The sequence below is a fragment of the Embleya sp. NPDC050493 genome (assembly GCF_044458105.1).
Lineage (GTDB): Bacteria > Actinomycetota > Actinomycetes > Streptomycetales > Streptomycetaceae > Embleya.
This window is the reverse complement of sequence record NZ_JBITHP010000060.1, coordinates 1-19,860: the sequence shown is the minus strand read 5'-3', so window position 1 is coordinate 19,860 and position 19,860 is coordinate 1. Positions and strand designations below refer to the sequence as shown.

Annotated in this window: 15 protein-coding genes; 2 read left to right on the top strand and 13 right to left on the bottom strand. The window is 70.1% G+C overall.

Annotation, left to right across the window (positions count from 1 at the left end; genetic code table 11):
• From ACIBM5_RS46565 to ACIBM5_RS46540, 6 genes are all read right to left on the bottom strand, one after another.
• Positions 1 to 90, bottom strand: a 90-nt coding sequence (locus tag ACIBM5_RS46565) for a DUF4259 domain-containing protein (protein WP_396012775.1), incomplete at its 3' end; no start/stop codon positions are given.
• A 122-nt stretch (positions 91 to 212) separates the two neighbouring features.
• Positions 213 to 683, bottom strand: a complete 471-nt coding sequence (locus ACIBM5_RS46560; RefSeq protein ID WP_396012773.1) for a hypothetical protein — start codon at positions 681 to 683, stop codon at positions 213 to 215.
• Positions 684 to 825: 142 nt separating this feature from the next.
• Positions 826 to 1,482 carry a hypothetical protein gene (locus ACIBM5_RS46555; RefSeq protein WP_396012772.1) on the bottom strand — a complete coding sequence of 219 codons (657 nt, stop codon included), beginning with the start codon at positions 1,480 to 1,482 and terminating at the stop codon, positions 826 to 828.
• A 466-nt stretch (positions 1,483 to 1,948) separates the two neighbouring features.
• Positions 1,949 to 3,019: a hypothetical protein gene (locus ACIBM5_RS46550; protein WP_396012771.1), complete on the bottom strand. Its 1,071-nt coding sequence runs from the start codon at positions 3,017 to 3,019 to the stop codon at positions 1,949 to 1,951.
• 566 nt (positions 3,020 to 3,585) lie between these two features.
• Entirely contained in the window at positions 3,586 to 4,413 is an 828-nt protein-coding gene (locus ACIBM5_RS46545) for a hypothetical protein (RefSeq protein WP_396012770.1), read from the bottom strand.
• A 395-nt stretch (positions 4,414 to 4,808) separates the two neighbouring features.
• On the bottom strand, positions 4,809 to 5,798 hold the full coding sequence (locus ACIBM5_RS46540) for a TY-Chap domain-containing protein (protein ID WP_396012769.1): 990 nt from the start codon (positions 5,796 to 5,798) through the stop codon (positions 4,809 to 4,811).
• 622 nt (positions 5,799 to 6,420) lie between these two features.
• Between ACIBM5_RS46540 and ACIBM5_RS46535 the strand changes: the two genes are divergently transcribed.
• A complete protein-coding gene (locus ACIBM5_RS46535; RefSeq protein WP_396012768.1) occupies positions 6,421 to 6,960 on the top strand; it encodes a hypothetical protein in 540 nt (179 codons plus the stop codon).
• A gap of 192 nt (positions 6,961 to 7,152) precedes the next feature.
• The gene (locus tag ACIBM5_RS46530; protein ID WP_396012767.1) at positions 7,153 to 7,449 is read left to right on the top strand and encodes a YciI family protein; all 297 of its coding nucleotides are present in this window, start codon (positions 7,153 to 7,155) and stop codon (positions 7,447 to 7,449) included.
• Between the two features lie 265 nt (positions 7,450 to 7,714).
• Here ACIBM5_RS46530 and ACIBM5_RS46525 read toward each other — a convergent pair whose 3' ends face one another.
• The 7 genes from ACIBM5_RS46525 to ACIBM5_RS46495 form a co-directional block, all read right to left on the bottom strand.
• Positions 7,715 to 8,914 (bottom strand): hypothetical protein, encoded by a 1,200-nt coding sequence (locus ACIBM5_RS46525; RefSeq protein ID WP_396012766.1) that lies wholly within the window; start codon positions 8,912 to 8,914, stop codon positions 7,715 to 7,717.
• 1,153 nt (positions 8,915 to 10,067) lie between these two features.
• Entirely contained in the window at positions 10,068 to 10,547 is a 480-nt protein-coding gene (locus ACIBM5_RS46520; RefSeq protein ID WP_396012765.1) for a hypothetical protein, read from the bottom strand.
• Between the two features lie 352 nt (positions 10,548 to 10,899).
• A complete protein-coding gene (locus ACIBM5_RS46515) occupies positions 10,900 to 12,852 on the bottom strand; it encodes a pentapeptide repeat-containing protein (RefSeq protein ID WP_396012764.1) in 1,953 nt (650 codons plus the stop codon).
• A 1,185-nt stretch (positions 12,853 to 14,037) separates the two neighbouring features.
• On the bottom strand, positions 14,038 to 15,441 hold the full coding sequence (locus tag ACIBM5_RS46510) for an MFS transporter (protein WP_396012774.1): 1,404 nt from the start codon (positions 15,439 to 15,441) through the stop codon (positions 14,038 to 14,040).
• 71 nt (positions 15,442 to 15,512) lie between these two features.
• Positions 15,513 to 15,971: a MarR family winged helix-turn-helix transcriptional regulator gene (locus ACIBM5_RS46505; RefSeq protein WP_396012762.1), complete on the bottom strand. Its 459-nt coding sequence runs from the start codon at positions 15,969 to 15,971 to the stop codon at positions 15,513 to 15,515.
• A gap of 208 nt (positions 15,972 to 16,179) precedes the next feature.
• On the bottom strand, positions 16,180 to 17,790 hold the full coding sequence (locus ACIBM5_RS46500) for a hypothetical protein (protein ID WP_396012761.1): 1,611 nt from the start codon (positions 17,788 to 17,790) through the stop codon (positions 16,180 to 16,182).
• Positions 17,791 to 18,635: 845 nt separating this feature from the next.
• Positions 18,636 to 19,667, bottom strand: a complete 1,032-nt coding sequence (locus ACIBM5_RS46495; RefSeq protein WP_396012760.1) for a hypothetical protein — start codon at positions 19,665 to 19,667, stop codon at positions 18,636 to 18,638.
• Positions 19,668 to 19,860: the final 193 nt, after the last annotated feature.

Sequence of the window (19,860 nt, the reverse complement as noted above, 5' to 3'; positions counted from 1 at the left end):
CTCGCGCTCCGTTTCGGGGGCTTCATCCAGGGTGTCGGCGAAGTCGGCGCCCATGTCGTTGTCGAAGGGGCCGATGTCCCAGCTGCCCATGTCGTTCCTCTCGCTTCACCGTCTCGCGGATGTTCGCATCGATCACCGACACGCGGCCGGCGATGCGAGCGCGGCGCGTTCGAGGCCGTCGGCAACGTGTGAGAGCGGTGACTGACGATGGGTCAGCCGGAGTCGAGCCACACGAGGATGCCGTTTCCGCATGCGGTGGGCACGGGGAGGGGATCCACACCTGCGTCGCTGCGCACAGGCGGAATTCGTCGTCGTGGACGGGCGTTCCCGGTCGGCCGGTCCGCCGGCATCCTCGCCGCTGGGCACGCCTTGGTGAGCACCTCGCCAGTAGCGCTCGCCCGGCGGTCAGCCGTCGGCTGTCGGCTGTCGGCAGGCCCATCGCGCCAGGCCTGCGACTCCGACGGCAGATGGTCGTTCATCGCGAGGAACATCCGCACGGACGGATCCGAATCACCCGCCAGTCGGGCCGACAACCCCGGCGGATGGTCCGCTACGCCGGCGGCGATCGCGCACCGGACCGCCGGCTCCGGATGCTCCGCCAGGCGGGACCCGCCCTCGGCAGGCAAGGAGCAGTCGGTCGCGAGGGAACGTGCCGAGCCGAGCGCGATGATCTCCTCGATCATCGCGCTCGGTCAGGTCCCCGGCGCAGCGGCGCCACCGTGCGGCGGGCGTGCGGGTGTCGGAGCAGGCCACACCAGGTCGGCCGGGAGGTCCTGTTGGGCCGCCAACGCGCTTGGTTCGGCGTCCGGGCTCATGGACCGCAGGTTAGCGGGCGGGAGGAATCCGTCGGTCGTCGTCTGCGGACCGCCGCATGGCCTCGATGGTTGTGGGGTGTTGCCCGCTGCCCGAGGCCGGCGCGGACGTCGGGCGCGGTTCGGTCATGGGCGGGCCGGGCGGAATCCGGGGCGGGAGCGGGAGAGGTGGCAGGGGGTTGCGGGCGTGGGCGATGGCGGCGTCCAGGGCGCGCCGGGCGAAGGCGCTCAGCCGTACGACGCGGTCCGGGGCGTGGGCCGCGGGCCACAGTTGGACGAGGTAGCGCTCGCCCGCCGGGTCGCCGGCGCTGCCGTCGTATTCCAGGTCCCGTCCGTGGGCATGGACCCGGACCCGGTACGTGGCCGCTCCCTCAGCGCCCAAGGGCAGGCGCACGGACGGCACGTCACAGATCTCCACGACGTGGAAGTCGTCGGTGTGCACGGTCAGCGAGGACTCCGCGACGTCCTCCCAACCGCCCGCCGGTGTGCCCGGGTCTGCGTCGTGGACCTCCACCGTCAACGGCATCCGCACACACGTCGCCAATCCGGTGCTCAAGCGGACCTCGTCGTCCCGGGCCTGGACGAGACCGGTGGTGTTCCCGGAATACGGCCAGTCCCAGGCAAACCTCTCCCCCGCGACCAGGTGCAGCGAGTGGTTGTCGACGAACACGAGACCACGCGCGGAATCAACGACGGAAATCGCACCCACCCCCGATCGGAAACGTCCTCCACACCGGAACCCGGAACTCGGAACCCGGCAGGGGAGACCGAACCCGAACGCTACGCCGCCGCACCGACAACCGCCGCTCGAGCCCACCACCGCCGTGGCCCGGCCTCGCCGCCTCCGGCGCCCATCTCGGCGACCGTGGGCGTGTCCGGCTCGCCCCCACCGGCATCGGTCGGCGACGTAGCGTTTCCTGGCGACCCGCCACACCGATCCCTTGCAATCGGAAGCGGTCATTTCATGGCATGCAGGCAAGGAGTGTGCATGCGGGTGGCATGGAAGGGACCCGCCTCGTTCGGGCTGCCGAGACATCCCGTGAACATCCCGATCCAGCTGCACCCCGCAACCGTTTTGCCGCAGGACGCCGCCGCGGATTCGTGGTCGGCGAAGAGCCGCCCGTGCGGTCCCGGTATCAGCCGACTCGGAGTACGGCGGTGACCTCCCGGGCCAGCCGTTCGGCGTCGGCGGCTACTCGGTCGGCCTGTTCGGGCGGTACCCGGGGGGTGAGGTAGGTGACTGTCAGGATCACGTTCGCGCGACGCACGGTCACCGTGACCATGCCGCTGGAGTGCATCACGTACGCCTCGTCGCCCAGGCCAGGCACCGGCGAGGCGTTCTTCCGGGTTTCGGCTTGGGAATCGCGGTCGAACCATGCGCGCGCGGATTCCGTCGCGGACCGGCCCCAGCCGTAGGTCGGTTCGAAGTGATGCACGGCGAGCGTGAGGCGGCGTCCGTCCTCCGATTCCGCGTCACATCCGGCCGGGCTTCCGGGCCTCCCGGGGAACCAGACCAATTCATGGAACAGCCCGAGGCGGGCCGCCGGTTCGCGGATCAGTTCGCAGGCCGGTGCGAGGTTCGCGACCTCGTGGCGATTCGACCACCAGGACATCGTCCACGGTCGGTCGATCACGAAGGCCACGGCCAGGATCGCCGAGAACGAGCACGCGGCAAGGATTCGCCAAGGACGGATCCGTGGCCCGGAGGGTTCGGCCGGCACCGACATCCGCACGCCGGGCGGCAGCGCATCGGCCAACCGCTCGACGTCACGGCGGAAACGATTTTCACGGCCGAACTGCGACAACGACGGCGCGAAGAGCGACACTTCGGGCCGGCCGTCGGATCGACGGATCACGACGCCCGCGTCACTTTTTTCGTCGTTCACCGAGACGCTCGCCACCCGCTCCCACGGGATGTGAACGGATCGAAGGCCGACCGTGTCGGTGATCCCGTCCGGCCCGACCCTCGTGCGGCCGATGTGGAACCATATCGAGACAACGGCCGACACGGCCAAAACGGCCAACACCGCGCGCACCACCTCGGGCCGCTCGGACTGGGCCCCCAGCCACCACCACGTCGACGCGGCGACGACCGCCAGGAGCACCGACCCCACGAGCGCGACCCGACGGTGGAACTCGACCACCGTCCGTCGTTCCGGAGTGGGATCGCCGGTGGAATCACCTCGCTCGGACGCGTCCGAATCCATCCGTCCCCCCAGGCCGTCGGTCCGCCGACCCTATCGATGCCCGGGCCGCTCGGGTACCCTCGCGGAACATCACCCGGCCCCTGACCGAGGCCGCCCGCAGCGTCCGGTGTCTCCCTTCGGCCTGATCCGGGCCACCGAGGCCGTCCCGACTACCTCCCGGGTCTGGTCCGCGGGGAGGAAAATCGGGCAAACACTCCGAGAAGCCGCACGAGCAGTCCGGACGCAACGCGAACAGCACCGTGTTCCGGCGGCAGTACATGCGCGTCGGCGAACCGTGGGATGACGCCGCCACCGAGTGGCCTGTTGTACGTCCAGCAATGCATCGGCCGGCGCCGTGGTCGACGCCGGCCCGCGGTTCCGCCGAGCCCGCGCCCGGCACACGCCACGAACTCCCGAACCGGGGACATCGGTCCGCCTCGCGAGTGCGCGCGTACGGGGACCGGACGCGGTCGACCTCGGGGAGACCGGGCGCGGGTGTCGCGAGTGCGCGCGTACGGGGACCGGACCACCCGCTGGACCCGACCCGCCCCGCCCAGCCCCGGCCCGGACACACGCCGGTCACAGGATCACGCGCCGCCGGTGGACCCGCCCGCGTTGCCGGGGCCTGCACCGCCTGAGTTCACATTGGTGACGATCGCGGCAACATGAGCCGATCCGGAGCGCGAAGGGCTCGCCGGAGGCTTGGGCAATCGCATGTGCGATGTCTCCAACACAACGGGGACGCCGACTCCCGATAGCAGGGCATCCAGGTCCTGCTTCAACTGCCGCGCGTCCGGGGAATCCGGGCCGGAATAGACGTGCACAACCTGGTCATCGCCGATCACAATCGCCACCGACACCGTTCCGCCGGCCGGCCGCGGGTCGCCGCCCATGTCGGTCTCGATGATGGTCTCGTGCAGAAGTATTCGCGCCAGGTCGGCGATCGGCAGCCATGGCCCGGGCCGACGGGCTCGCACGAAGCAGAACCGGGCCGGGGCCTGCGTCGGGGCAAACCGAACCCGGCGGACACGACGCAGCTCCTTGGCCGCGACGAACGGCCCGGTGATCAGGGAGGCGGCTGCCGCGAACAAACCGGCCACGGACAGCGCCTCGGCGGAGCCGACGCCGAAGGCGACCATCAACCAGAAGATCACGCATCCGGCGCCGCCGAACAGAATGGGCACCCACGCCACAGCGGCAAGTGCGATGAGCACCGCCTGGACGCCCGAACCGCCCTTCTCGCGGAAGACAAGGTCGGTCGTGCCGGCGTCGGGGCCGGGCCGCACCAATTCACCAGGAGGCATGCATCCAGCGTAGACCCGGCCGCCGACAGACAGAAGACAACGAACAAACCACAACTTCCTTACCCGCACGGCACGTTGACGCATCACGAAGGCGGGACCGGACGTGATCACAACACGCCCTTGCCCGGCGGCCCAGCCTCGACCGCGAGGCCTATAGGCAGCGCAACATGTCGAACGAGTCATCACCGGTACAAGCAGCACTGGCCCGATACCGCTACGACAAGCGCGGCTACGTCTCCCTCGGCACCGCCGCCGTACCAGCCTCACTACCTGGCAGCGAACATGACCGGCTGGCAAGTCCTGGATGAAGGACGGCAATCGCCGGGGCTATCTGATGGTCGGAGCGCCGGTAGGAATCGTCTCTCGGTTCTCGGTCGTATCGAGAAGGTCCGCCCGTGCGGCAATGACCGACAATGCGCCTCCTGCGGTGTTCGGTCCCGGAGCGCAGCCAGTTGGGAACCCGGCAACCACCTCCCCGCCGGTGTGGTGGCCGACGCCAGGACCGCTCAGAGTGTCTCGAGGCCCAGCCCGTACAGGATCAGCGTGCAGTCGCTCCTGTTCAGCCACGCCGTGTGCCGCAGATCGCCCAGCTGCACGTCCTGCGCGCGCAAGGTGTCCACCAGCGTCCGGGCCGCGCGCCCGGCGTCCCTGGGGTGGGGGTGCGGGAAGTCGAGGACGTGAAAGTCGGCCTCGGGGCCGGGCCGCCAACCCAGGCCCGCGAGTGTGGACGGGCTCAGCACCGCGGTGCTCGCCTCCAGGTGCAGCAGCCGACCGTTGCAGGTCAACTGCACCGCGTTCGGGTTGTCCTCGTCCGTGCTCGGCCGCATCACCAAAACCAGTTCGTCGTCCAGTCGGCCCATGTCCCACACCATCGCCGACAGCGTCTCCTCCAGTCCCAGGCCGAACTCCTCCCAGGTCTGGGCCTGTTGCTCGCCCGGTACGAACACGTCCTCCATTCCCGCACGGCCGAGCCCGAGAGTCTGCCACACCCCGAGTTCGGCGACCGCGTCGTCGCGTGCGCTCCACCTGGAGACCTGGTACTCGTGGTTCTCGACCACCGCCGCCGACAACAGCGCCAACCGCACCTCTCCCATGCCCCACTCGAGCTCGAGAAGAGTCTCCTCGCGGCGCCAGCGCAACACCGGCCCGGGCCCGCGTCGGATCGGCGCCGGCCCGATGCATGCCTCGATCGCCTTCCTGCCGGCCTCGAACACCGCTTCCTGAACGGTTGCGTCCTCGGTACGTGCCAACTCGCACTCCAGCAGGGTGAAGCGGCCCTCGTGCGGCGAACCGTGGACATGCCCTCGGAAGGCGGCGGCCCACCCGCCCGACAACGGCCCCTCGAACCTCAGCCCGGTGTCGTCTCCGGAACGCAGCGTCCACCCCAGGCCGGCGGTCGCACGCTCCACCGCGCTCCGGTCCCACTCCCCCAGATCCAAGGCCTCGAACCGGGGAACCAGTTGATTGATCTCGGCATCGGTCAGTCTGATGGTCATGGGCGAAGAGGCTATCGACGGCAACCGACGCCTCGGGAACCTCTCCGATCCGCCGCAACCCCGCCGACAGCGACACCCACACCCACACCCACACCCACCGAGAGATCGTCACCCACTCGGTCACATTTCGCGGCGGTACGACAATCAAGGAACGGGTCACGGTGACGCTTCCCACGGACCTGCCGGCCACTGCCAAGACCGCGTCGGCGGGAAACGTGTCCGCCTACGTCGAGCGCGCGCTGCCCGCCGAAGCCTGCGCGAGGCGGGCGAGCGGGCCGAAGCGATCGAGGCCTGGCGCGGCCGGCACGCCGAGGACGTCGAAGAGCTCGCGGACGTGTTCGGCGAGGACCTCTACCGCCCCGGCCCGGCAACCGCCTTGCGAGCGCCGTTGCTTCGGCCTCGGCCCGACGAACATCCGGTGTCACGGGACTGTGACGGTTCGCGTACGAAGTGGCGCACCGGCTGGTCGGGCTGACCCGACGTCAGGACCCTGGAGGTACGCACCATTTCTCGAGTGGGGGGCCGAGCCGTGTCGTCCGGTCGATTCGCTGCCGAGCCGAATCGCACGGCTTGGGCGCCGCCTCCGTCGGCACGGCCCGGCCGGTCGGGGTGGCTGCGAGGTGTGGGCATCGCGGCGGGCGTGGCGTCGGCGGCGATGGTCGTCGCGGACGTGTTCATGTACTTCGTGTACCGGGACTGGCGTGCCGACTTGGCGTCCCGCATCGACGAACCGGCCGAGCGAGCGGCCTTGCGGCTGACCGACCAGCACGTGCCGGTGGGAAACGGTGCCACCGGCGTGGCGATGAGGTCGGTCCTTGTCACGGCTTTGCCGATGGTGGTGCTCGTCTTGGCGTGGGCCGTGCTGGTGTCCCGGGACCGCGCGGTCCGGCACGGTCCGGCACGGGAAACGCGGCGCGGCGCGATCGGCTCGGCAACGTTGAAGGCGACCGCGATGGTGGCCGCCGCCGTGCTCGCGTTGGCCCCGATGATCCGGCTGTGGCGTTCGATGGGTTGCCTGTGGCTCGGACCGACCGACGAACGGATCGAGCGGGAAATGAGCTCCGTGCACGAGCGGATGACGTTGTCGCTCGTGCACGCCGCAGCCGCCCTGCTGATGCTGATCGTGGTGACGCTGACGACCCGCCGCCGCGGACGATACTGAGATTTTCGGTTCGGGGTAACGATGGGGCCGGTTGTGGGTGCGTGCCGGTGTCGTGCGGTACTCCGATGGGGGCGGCCCAACCGCGAACCGCTCGTGCTCGTCCGCACCAACGGCGCCGGGGGTCCAGGGCCTTCGTGCATGCGGCGCAGGCGCGCGGCGTGCTGCCCTCCTGCGGTTCGGTAGAGTCCGAGCGTGGCTGTGTTCCTCGTCTTCCTCCGCCGCTCCGGTCCCCGCTGGGATCCGTCCCGCCCGATGCAGGAGCAGTCCGACTGGCCCGCCCACGCGTCCTTCATGGACGAGCTGGTGGAGTCGGGTGTCGTCGTGCTGGGCGGACCACTCGCCGACGAGCATCGCGTGGTGCTCGTCGTCGAGGCCGAATCGCAGGACGCCGTCCGTGCCATGCTCGCGCGTGATCCGTGGAGCGAGACGCACCTTCGAGTGGACAGCGTCGAGCCGTGGACGATCCGCCTCGATGGTCGGCGCGCCTAGAGGTTCTCCACCCCGGACTTCGCCAAGTAGGCAGTCGCCGCCACCCGAAGCCGACCGGAATCGGCACCCGGGGGCGGACCCGGAACGACCGCAGTGCGAGGACGGAGGTTCGCCGACGCTCCGCTCCCGGCCGGCACGCGACCTTTCCGCGCGGGCCTTTCCGCGCCGGCCCTTCCGCGCGGCGTACGACGACTCGTCGTTCGTACGATGATGACTTCCGGGCTCGCGTGGCGCGGAAGTGCTGGGCGTGGGTGCGCGTGGCGCGCTACTGCGGTCGGACGGCGAAGACGAACACCGCGAGGTGGGTGGCGACCACTGCGAAACGCTCGCCGATCGGCGTCGGTAGGTAGGTCGCGTCGAAGCCCTGCGCCAGAACCTGCTTGGTGCGCACGTCGACGGCGATGGGGGTCCGAGTGTTCATCGTGTCCTGATCGGCCCGGATCCCGTAGAGCACACCGCCGACGACGCTGTCGGCGCTGAGCGGGTGTTCGTCTGCGGCCTGCTGCCACAACGTACGGCCCGACGACGGCTCCCAGACGGTGCTCCGGGAGTTCGTGCCGCCGCTGCCCAGCACCGCCACCGCGCCGGTCGCATCCGTGAGGACGGTCGACGCTCCCTCGGGGCTGGTGGGCCCGGTGGCCACCAGGCGACCGGTGGTCCGATCGTGCAGACTCACCACCGCGGCCTGGCCGTAGGGCTTCGTGTCCCACGCGATGGCGATGCTGCCGTCGACGGAGCCGAGGATGTCCGGCACCGAGCCGGTGTCGTACGCCTTCGGGTCGGCACCGGCCGGCTTGTCCACCGTGTCGGTGGCCCACAGCCGCGCACCGGAGGCCGCGTCATGGGCGACGATCCGGCGCGGGGCGAGCGTGCCGGTGCCCGTGCGCTCGATCGTGAACACCGTTCCGTTCACCAGAAGCGGCACCTCGCCACTGCCGACCACCGAGGCGCGACGCCCGCTCCCGACTGCGAAACTGCAATCCTTCGCGCAGGTGAACAACTGCCCCGATCCCGTGTCGCCCGCACGCAGCACGGTCACACTCCCGCCCGGGCGGCTGTCGGTGGTCCGGATCAGCCAACCGTCCTCGATGGCAGCGCCATTGGTGCTCTCCCTTCCCAGGAAAGGCAGTTCGGTCCGCCCGAGCGGCTCGCCGCGCTCGTCGTAGGCGTCGACCGACCACGAACGCTTTTCGGCGCTCAGTCCATCCGACGGCACAACGCGCTGTTCCCGCACGACGATCGCCGGTTTGCCCCACCACGTTTCACCGCTGACCCGGCCGTCGGTGGTGAAGCTTTTGCGCACGTGTCCGGTGGCCGCGTCCCGCAACTCCACCGTCGTGCGGGCGCCGTTCGCGGTGGCGACAACGACCGCCGTACCCACCGGAAAGACGTTCGGCTTCTCACCACCCGCCCCCTGCGGCGTCGCGAGCGACCACACCGGGCTCGCCTGGAGCCCCGGGAGCACGGGACCCGAATAGGACGGCCCCTTACCGGCGTTCGGGCCACTCGCCGACCCGGGGGGTCTCTTCGAAGCGGAGGAACCCGACCCATCCGACGAAGTACATCCGGACAGCCACATCGGACCCCCGAGTCCGAGCACCCCCGCCGCGACGATACCGACGATCCTCCGACGCATGACGTTCCCCCGAACTCGCCCGACACTGATCGTCGCGAGGATAGGGCATCGCCCGGCGAAGCTTCGGACGGAGTCGACCCGCGCCGAGCCGCCCTCGCGAAGCCGCGCAGCTTCGACGCGGAGCACCAGGCCCCGCCCTACGGGTAGTTCCGACGGCCAGGCCGAAGCCAGAGGTGATGCGCCGGGGTGCATGGCGATCTCCGTTGGGTCGTACACGTCGAAGCCGTTCGGTGCACAGCGTCGGTCCAACGCCGTGGCACGCGCTCGGTACGCCGGGCACGGGCACCGCGACACAGCCAAGGCCCCTCTGTCCGGCCAACGCCGAGCCGTGACCAAGGCCGGGAGACCGGGTTCACCGACCGGCCCCACCCACATCGGCGTCCACGAATACGACCCGCTCTCGAACGCCGGTAACACAGGACATGAGAGATGCCGGACAGCACCACCGGACCGACCACTCAAGGGCACGGCAGTGATCGCCGAGCGCAAATGGCGCGAGCGCAGCAGGAGGGGCACCTTGCAAGATCAACGGACCGGGAACGGTGCTCCGCTCCTGCACCGAGCAAAAGAGGTCGGCGGTGATTCACCGGTCGCGCTCCAGCGCCTCCAGCACCGTTCGCCGCCGGTTTACGCGTCTCTCCGTCAAGGCGCACCCTCCCCGTACACGACGCTCGCCCCCGCTCCTGGTCGCGGACGAACCCGTCCTGGAGACGATCTCATCCCCCACGGGAAACCGGACGAACGTTTGCCCTGCTCCGCCGGGTACACGGCTCTCGTAAGCGGCCGTCGCAAGCGTCGAGGCGAGCGGGTTCACCCGGACGATGCCCGCCGTAGGTGCCCATCGCGCACCCGTGGCTCCTCAGCGACATGGGGCGGGCCATGTGGGTGCGGAGCAGGGTGGCGCGAATACCAGCGTTACGTGCCGGAATCCGCGAGAATTTCCCGCCGATTCCTCGGCTGGGAATTCGCGCGGGTTCTGTACTCAGCCCGACGGGATCGTCACGACCGTCACCTGTCCATCCATCAGACATTCGATGAGCACCGAACCGCCAATCGGGTGCATCCAGAAGTGCGACCCGGCGTCCAGGATGTCCCTCGCATGCCGCACCGCGACATCCACAGGCATGGTCACGGTCGGCATCAGGTAGTTGCCCCAGATGACGGCGATCCGCTCACCCCGCAGTACGTACGAGGAGAGCAGCTCCGCCGCCATCCTCGTCCAGTGCTCCTCGTCGTCCCACCAGAGGCGGTCCTCGAACGGAGTGGACTCGAAGTCGATCACGTCGCCGGTGGCAGCCGGAAACCGGCTCAGCGTCGCTGCCGCCAGTGCGCGGTTCTCCGCGAGATCCAGCCTCACCACCTGCCGGCCGTCGTCGTCCCGGGGGTCGTTCACGAAGCCCGGAAGGTACTCCGGATGACTCCCATAAGACCTACCGCCGGTCATACGTTCCGCCTCGACCATGTCGAAATGCTCCCACCAGGAACCCTATTTCCCATTTTCGAACCGATGCGCCCTTGCCCGTCATCACGTTGATGTGCGGGCCGATTCTGTCGTCGGTATCCAGCCGGAACGACCTGTACCCCCATCGCTGGTCGCGGTGAATCCGGTACCCCTGCCGAAGGTGTCGACCGCGGACGATCCACCCGTAAGGGCGGCGCCGGTGCGGTCGCAGCACGTCGAACTCCGGCGTGTTCATGGCCGGTCACGTGGAGGAATTCGTAGAAGTCGAAAGTGTTCCCTCAGAACTGAGGTCATGCCCAATCCGGGCACCGCCAACTCGCCGCCGACCTCACACATCGCGCGGCCGCAGCGATCAGCGTTTGACACGTCCGCGGATCGCAAGCAAGGCGAGCGCCAAGAGGATTGGTTCGAGGAGGCGGGAGGCCATTTCGATGTAGGTCCCGGGTGTGGTGAGGTTTTGGCCCGAGGAGCGGAAGACGACGGAGTTGACGACGACGCGCGTGGCCTTCTCGGCACGTTCGGCGGTGAGCCGGTCGTGCATGCCCCCGGCCAGGACCGCGTCGGGGGTGCCGGTGACCAGGTCGACGCGTTGTCCGGGCTGGGCCTGTATACCGGTGGTGTGCGGTTTGGGGTCGGTGGTGGGCAGTCCCCAGAGCATCGTCGCCAGGACGGTGGCGGTCATGGCGAGGAGGAGCCACCACAGGGCACGGGTGGCGCGCAGTCCGTAGCCGGACAGCAGCCAGTACCCGGTGATCAGTGCGCGTTCCCCTGTGGTGCGTTTGCGGTCGTGGCGGCGCATCTCCATCTCGCCGTAGTAGAAGTCGGCGGCGTCCGGTTCGTTCTTTCCGTCCTCGGACGCTTTGCGCAGTGCGCGGTAGACCGGGCCGACGTCCTCGGGCCCGGGGGCAATCGCGGGATCGGGGTGGCCGGGGCCCGGTGTCCAACCGCGTGGGGGCGGGGGGTTGCGTGGATGAAGGGCGCGCCAGTGGTGCTCCTCGGCGATCGTTCGGCGGCGGGCCAGACGGGCGGGGATCCCCCTGCGCAGGCGCCAACCGATGGGGGGCGCGCCGAAGACGGTGTCTCCTTCGAGCCCGAGTTGGTCCAAGTGGAAGGCACCGCTGAACACGCAGGCGGTGAGGTCGGTGTCGGTCAGAACCAGGTGTGCGGCATCCACGCCGCGGATCGACACGATCCGCACGGCCGTGTCGCGGGTGAAGCCGGTCTCGGCTTGCGGTGTTCCGTGCGCATACAAGAAGGCGACGGTGTGGGCAACGATCGCGATCGGCTGTGTCAGGACCGCGTGGGTCAGGTCCACCTCGGCGTAGCGCACCCGCACCGTGGCTGTCGACTCCCACCGGGTGCGCACACACGCAACCCGCCGGGCGGCTGCCTCGATCTCCACCGGTGAGGAGAACACGGCACCCGACAGGTCCAGACACCCTCGGCAGCGCATCGGTCCCATCCGGCCGGCCCGGACGAACGTCGCCTCGCCGAATCTCGCGTCACCGGAGAACGTGACGCTGTCGAAACGGGCGCCGCGCGAGAACGTCGCGTCGGTGAACCGGGCGTCCACGACGAACCCGGCGCCGTCGAACTGTGCGTCCCCGGAGAAGCTCGCACCGTCGAAGCGAGCGTCGCCGAAGAAGGTGGCACTCTCGAACCAGGCGTCGGTGGCGAACCTGGCGCCGTTGAACCGCGCGCTCGCCGAGAACTTGGCGTTCGAGAACCGGGCGTCGGCGCGGAACGAAGTGTTCTCGTACCGGGCGTGGGTGAACCGGGCCCCGACGAACCGGGCCACGGCGTGGAACTGCGCTGTGTCGAACCGGGATTCGTCCGAGAATTTTGCGCGGTCGAACCAGGCGTCGCCGGTGAACCTTGCACCGTCGAACCGGACGTCGCCCACGAACGTGGTGGTGTCGAACCGTGCATCGGCGGAGAACGTCGCGCCGTCGAACCGGGCCGCATCCAAGAACATCGCGTTGTCGAACCGGGCATGGCCGGTGAACTCCGCGCCGGTGAACCGGGCGTCGCCGATGTGTGGTGTCGCCGTCGCAGGGCTGCACAGCGCGCCGAGGAGTTCGCCGAGCAGTCCCGCGTCGAATGTGGTTCCGCGGTGGTCGACGGGATCGCCCGGGGTCAGGCTCGTGAGGTACGCGGCTCGTTCGGCGGGAGTGAGGTGGGCGAGGCAGCGGGTGTTTCCGGTGACGTGGACGCCTCGACAGCCGAGGGGATCGGTCGGATCCGCACCCTCGGCGCAGTGTGACCACGGCAGCGGAGCGGGCGAAGGCACGGGAGATGACGTCATGCCACCGGGGACGCCGGAGCGTGATCACGCGGTTGCGGGAGAGGCGGCCCTGCGAAGCGATCCGCGCGTCGACGAAGACGGCCGGCACACGGTTTTGCGCAGCCCGGGCACGCAGCCTTGGCGCCGCGCGACCTACCAGGCGGGCGTGGCACCACCGATCGCCTGCTCCGGGGTGAAGCGACCGCTGCATGTCGTGCCCCGAGAACCACCCCCGCCCGGCCGTCTTCGGCAACCCTGACCGTTCCACGGGCACCGCTTCGGACGCCGGCGCGGCGAAGCGGGCACGATCACGGTGCCGGCGGCCGCAGTGTCGCGGGCGTCGATGCCGGAGCTCGTTCGTCGCACCGGGCGGCGGTTGCTGTGGCCATGTTGGGGCCCGTCGGCCCCGTCCAGGCCACAGCACGCGTCGCCGCGCTTCTCGGGGATCAGCCGGGTTCCGCGGATGCGGGCGCGATGACGATCTCGCCGGGCGTGTTGTCGGAGAGGGCGTGGGCCGGCGCGTGGATGCCGCGTGCCTGCGCCCGGTTCGCGTCCTACATCCGCCATGGTCGCCCCCGGCGTCGGCCACGGCGAACGTCCCCGACTCCATGAGCACCGGAAGCCGAGCCCCGCTCCCGTACTCCTGACCGACGTGAACCGGAAGGCAGACCCGGGACGCGGGAACGGTCAGGTCGGTGTCGCATCCCGCACAGACAAAACGAACAAAGGCCCTCCGCATTCGTGTGGAGCTGACGGTCGTCACACAGAATCTCAAGCTCGGTGGGCTGCGGTAGGGCGCCGGGGATCCGCAGGGCCGGTGGCCGTTGCCGGCGGAGCGGGACCCGGCCTCGGCCGAACGGGTTTCTGCGAGCATTGCGCGATCTCGGGTCGGACGCGGCTCCGCTCGCTCCCGCAGTAAATGGCATGCCGTAGTGGAGAGTTCGGAGCAGTGGGCATGCGACGACCCGGCTGCGGAGGGCGAACAGCCGCCCGCCCGTGGCCTGGACGGCTGGACCAGGCGGCTTGTTGTAGGCAGCCGGCTTCTCCGGGTCCGCAATGGTGCGGTAGGCGCTGACCCGATGGCCCTTGGCCACGGTTCCTGTTGTGTTCGGACTTGATGCTCGCAAGCATGCTCGCATCCATGGCCGGCACGCTGTGGGTCAGCGAGCCGGCGGAGAAGGCGTCGAAGTCGGACGGCTTCGATCCTCAGCTTCCGGTTCCACTCGACCGGCCCAGGCCCGGCACACCGACTGGGGCTGTGATCGCATTGGTCTCGGGTGGGCGTCGGCGGGCGAGGGCGAGGCCGGCCATCGTCGTGATCGCCATCGCGGCGACGCCGACCAGCGCCGCGGTCGTGTAGGCGTTGTCGTTCGGGAAGAGCTGGCCCGTGGGGGTGCCGGCGGCCAGGATCAGACCGCCGATGGCGCTGCCCAGGGAGTACCCGACGCTGCGGACGACGTGGTTGAAGCTCATGGCGCTCGACGTCTCGCTTTTGGGGGTCACGGCCAGGATGACGCCGGGCATGGCGGCCGAGAAGCTGCCGACGCCGAAGCCCAGCACGCCCATGGCCGCGAGCAGTTCGGCCGGGTTGGACCGGGCGGTGGCGAACAGGACGAACCCGCCGCCGACGATGGCGGCGCTGCCGGCCAGGACCAGGGGGCCGTCGATCCGTTCGCGGACCCGCGGCGTGAGCTTGCCGGCGACGAACCCCAGCACGGAGAACGGGATGAGGACCAACCCCGCCACGAAGGTGGTCAGTCCGAAGCCGTAGCCGGCGCTGTGCGGCGTCTGCGCGTAGCGGGTGATGAGCGTGAGCAGGAGGTACATGCCGCTCCCGCCGACGAACATGGCGATGTTCGCCCCGGCGACCGCCGGGTGCCGTACCGCCCGAATGTCGATCAGGGGCGTCCTGGTTCGCAGTTCGGAAACGGTCCAGGCGCAGAGCAGGAGTACGGCGGCGACGGCAAGGGTCACCGCCACGGCGAGGTGTCGGCTCCACAGGCTCCTCTCGCCGGCCAGGAACAGGACGAGAAGCAGTCCACCCGCCAGGAGGAGTGCACCGGCCACGTTCACGTGAGCGGAGCGGCCTTCCGGAGCTGCGGGCATGGAGCGCCACGCGGTCACGAAGGCGATGGCGGTGACGAGCAGGCCGAGGCCGTAGGCGGCCCGCAGTCCGCCGAACTCGGCGAGCAGCGCGGCCAGCGGGTAGCCGACACCGGCTCCGATGATGGAGACCACCGAGATCAGGGCGATCGTGGCCGCGCTGCGCTCCTCGGGAAGATGGTCGCGGGCCACGCCCATCATCAGCGCCGTGAGACCGAGTCCGACGCCTTGGGCCGCTCTGCCCACGAGCAGCCAGGCGAACGGCAGCGGCAGCACGGTGAGCGCGCTGCCGACGACGACGACCGCCAGTGTGGCGAGAATCGTGGCCCGCCGGTGCGGACCGGCTCCGAGCCGGCCGAGGATGGGTGTGGCGACGGCGCCGCTGAGCAGGGCGATGGTCAGCGTCCACTGCGCGCTGTCGAGGGAGACGTGGAACGTGGTCGCCACGCTGGTGATGAGCGGCGTCCCGAGGCTGCCGACCGCCGCCACGACCAGGGCGATGAACATCAGGGCGGGGACCAGCAGACGTGCCTCGGAACGCGCGGTGCTCGTGGGCTGGTCGCGAGCCTGGGCCGCGGTCACCGGTCCGACTCCTCTCGGGCCTGGCTTTCGAGCTCCGCCAGATGCAGCAGCGCCGGAAGGGCCGCTGCCAGGGCCTCGACCTCGTCACCGCTGAGTTCGTCGATCAACCGCGCGTACGTGTCTACGCCCGCCTGGCGTCGCGTCCGGACGTACGACGCGCCGGCCTCGGTCAGGCACACCAGCGTGACCCGCTTGTCGGACGGATCGCCCTTCCGCTCGACCAGCCCGGCTTCCTCCAACACCCGGACCAGGACGGTCATCGCGGGCTGGGTGACGCCCTCGGCCACCGCCAGATCGGTGATCCGTCGCGGGCCGGTCTTGTCCAGGGTGGCCAAGGTGGCGGCGGACGTCAGGCTCATGTCGCGGGGAAGGCGTCTCACGGCCCTGGTGGCCAGACCGTAGAGGGCTGACCCGATGGCATCGGAAGCGCCGTGCGCGGCGTCTCGGCGACTCACGCGCGAAGCATAGCAGTTTTATATGAATCCTTTATGCATCCATGGATCAGGGTTCGGCGACCACCACGCGCGGGAGCTTGCCGACGTGCGGCAGCGAGTCGCGCGCCGCGGTCCCCGACACCGCTCGCAACCGCCCTTCCGCAGAAAACCCGGTCGTGGCACGTCTCATGTCCGTGCACGACATCCCCCGCCCTCGTGCGCAAGGTGTTCATCCGGCGTCCGGAGGCTCCTGCTCGCCGTCGCCGTCGCCGTCGGATTCGACGTCCTCCCTGATCGGGAAACGTGCCGCCCCTTCCGCTGCGACGGCCTCAACAGCCGCCGGCCGGCCCGGGAACGTCGCGGCGATGACGATCTCGGCTCTCGCGATCGGGACTCCTTCGCCGGCGGGGCACGGCCGGGGACCGGGGGCCGGAACCGGCGGTGCGAGGCCCATGCCAGGGGGCCGCCGTGCGGTGGGGGGAGCGACGGGAGGCATGGTCGATGGGCGGGTACGGGGCGGGGCCGCCGGGCCCTTGGGCGCCTTCGGGGCCTGCGGGCCTTTTGGCGCCTTCGGGGCCTTCGGGGCCTTCGGGTCGGGCGCCGAAGCGGTGGGTTGTGCTTCGGCTGCCGGGATCGGCTCGCCCGACGCGGTGTCGTCGGGCACGTCCCGGGCGAGCAGGGGGAAGGGAAAGGGCGGCGGGGGCGACTCGGCCGGCGCCGGTGGTACGACACCGAGCCCGGGCCAGGTGTCGCGGACCTCGTCCAGGAAGGCCCGGTGGTCGATGCCATGGGTCACCGCGGCGGCGTACAGGGCGTCCAGGGCGGCCTGCAGGGAGTCCGGCTCGGCGGCGCCGAGCAACGCCGGCAGTGCGCAAGCCTGTTGGAGCGCGTTGTGGGTGGTCCCGTCCGGAAGGGTGATCGTGGTGCGTGGAACGTTCGGGTCCTCGAGCAGGCGCCGCCACGCTACGCCCGGGTCGTCGAACGGCGCGGGGAGCGGCGCGCCCATATCGAGCGCCGCCAACGCCGGGGCGATCCAGTCGACGCCGTCGAGCCCCGCCAGAGCATGGGCGCGGTGCGCGGCCCAGCGCGCGATCTCGCGTTGCGTCCCGTCGTCGACCCGCCCGATCGCGTGGACCAGATGCACGTCGAGCATGCGCATACCGTGCACGTTCCCGCCCACCCGCCGCAGCCGCTCGGTCGGCAACCGGCCCGCCCACATGCGGAGTTCGTACTTCCGGACGGTTTCCGCGTACGCGCGGGCCTCTTCCTCGCGGGCCGCGCGCGCTGCCGCGGCCCGTTCGTGGGGCGTCGGGGGCGGTGGCCGGTCCCGGGCGACCTGGTTCCAGTAGGCCGCCTGGTTGCTCGTCTGCCGCACCACGCGGTCCGGTTCCAAGGGCGCGGGCCAGAACTGCAGCAGGTAGCGGTCGACCGGCGGCTCGCCGTCGAACACCACGCCGTGGGCGGTGGCCTCGTCCATCCCCACCGCGCAGTAACGCACCCGATGGTCGACCGGATCGAGTTCGAACTCGCACGCGATTCCGCCCTCCCACTGCGCGAGCCACACGGTGCGGGTCTGTGGGGTGAACGGTGCCTCGACCACGTCCTCCCACCGCCCGTCCACCGCGGGCGGGGTGTCGTGGACCTCGATGGTCAGCCCAACGTGGCCGGTGTGCATGCCGGTGGTCAGGAACAGATACCCCTCCGCGGCGGCGCCGCACAGGCCGTTGACCTGACCCGCCCGATGGTCGTCCTCGATCGCCGCCCAGTCCGCGCGGCTGTCGACGTACATCTGCATGTACGCCACGTGCACCGAGCCCTCGAACACCGTCCGCATGGACACCCCCCCGAACGTCACCGGCTCCCGAGTCTCGTCCCGGGCCACCAGGCCTTATGCTGCCGCAAGGCACGGACAACACGACTCCGGGAAAGTCCGCCCACAGCCGACGAGTTCACGGCACGGGGATGTACGACACCGCGTGTCCGGCAAAGAGCCTCCGATCACGGCGCCGCCGCCGACACCGGACCGGCCCGCTTCACGGCGTACCCACCTCCTCGAAGAATCGTTCGACGAAGGATCCTTCGACACGCCGGCCACGCGCGCCAAGTGGTCACGACACATGCGCTGCGGTTCCTCAACGTCGGCGGGGCCGGCGCAGTGCCCGCTGCGGCAGGCCAGCGCGAATTCCGCCCGGATGCGGGGCAGGGTCGGAGCGGCGGCCGGTGCCATCCGGTTCGAGCAGGCCCGAACATGGTCGGAGGTCGCGTCGTTGTTCGCCCGGACGGCCGACCCAACGCCAAGACGTGGGACGCATCCTGATCAACCGTGCACCGTGCACCGTGCACCGTGCACCGTGCACCGTGCACCGTGCACCGCGCGACGGACGACCCGACTACCCGTGGACCAGCGGCAGCCAGTCCCCCGAAAGACGCCGGGCTTGCAGAATGCCCACGAACTCGCCTTCCTCGTCGTGCCGCGCGTGCACGGGCGGATCGGCATCGATGTCGAGCGGCTCGCGCGCTTTCGATTCCCGCCGTCGAACGCGATGCGGTGCCGCGTCCTGCCCCGGGTCCGCAGAGGACCGCGGAGGACCGCGGAGGACCGCGGAGTTGCCCGTCGCCGCCACTCGATACGCCGCCCAAAACGCGGCTCGGCCACGGTTGCGGCCACACCGCACGAGACGTCGCTCAGTAGTACCGGCGGTGCCATCGCCCGGTGGCGAGGTCGAGTTCGGAGTACGCGGCCTCTCCCGGTGTCTCCGTCACGTACACGCGGCCCTCGCCCTCGGCGATCGACCACGCGGCGATGTCGTCGCGAAGCGTCTTCGGGCCCTGGGCGGTCAGTTCCACGACGCCGCCCTTCCCCGCGGCGCAGAACAACCGTCCCTCGACGAACGCCACGCCGATCGCGGCGACTCGGTCGCGTACGGCCACCGAGAAGCCGCACCGTGCGGACCCGCGAAGTATGCGGCCGCCGCGCGATCTGCCGGCGATGTACACGTCGTCGGCGTCGAAGGTGATGCCCGCCAACAGGTCGGCCGCGTCGGGGCCGTCCGGATCGGCGATTCGCGTCCACGCGGTCCCGTCGAAGTGCAGCAGGGTGCTGTTGTGGCCGGCGGCATATACATCGTTCACCGCGCGGCCGCGGATGGCGCCGATCGGTGCGCCGATACCCGGGTAAAACTGCGACCAGTAGCGGCCGTTCCAGTGGTAGAGCACGCCGCCGAAGGTGGCGATGTGTACGTCGTCGTCCGAAGTCCCCCAGACGGCAGCCGGATTCGGCCGGCCGCGGTTGTGCGCCTGTGCGGGCAGCGCGGTGTGATGCCAGGTCACACCGCCTTCGGGCGTGTCGAACTCGAGGTCCGGCGGCATGGTGTCCATCCAGGGAACAGGTGCGCTCGTCCAGACCAGACCGGTGCTGCTCGTCGCCCACACATGCCCCTGCGGCGAACACCACAGCTCGCGGAGCGTGTCGTTGGTCGCAAGGATGTTCTCGGCCGCCTCGTCGCTGCCGACGGGCCGCCGAAAGACATACCCCACCGCGTTGCCCGAGTCACCGGGGACGTACGCGATCAACAGGAAGTGCACCACACCGTCGCCCTCGTGGACGACCACGATGTCCTCCACAAACTCGCGCGAAGCCTCCTCCGAGGACCCACGCGACCCCGCACCCGAACTCCCGCTTCCCACGACGTCGGCGGCATCCCCGGGCTCGTTCATCGCAGTGCTTCCTCCGAGCCGTCGGTCCGGTGCGGACGATCACGGCCCACGTCGCCGAACCGCTCACCCGGGAGAACAGACCATCACCAGGAGCGATCCTAGTGTCCTGAGTCAGTAATTCGCTGGCAGTAGGTGGCGAGGGATTCGAGGATCTGGTCGGCGGTCCTGGTCCATACGAAGGGTTTCGGGTCGT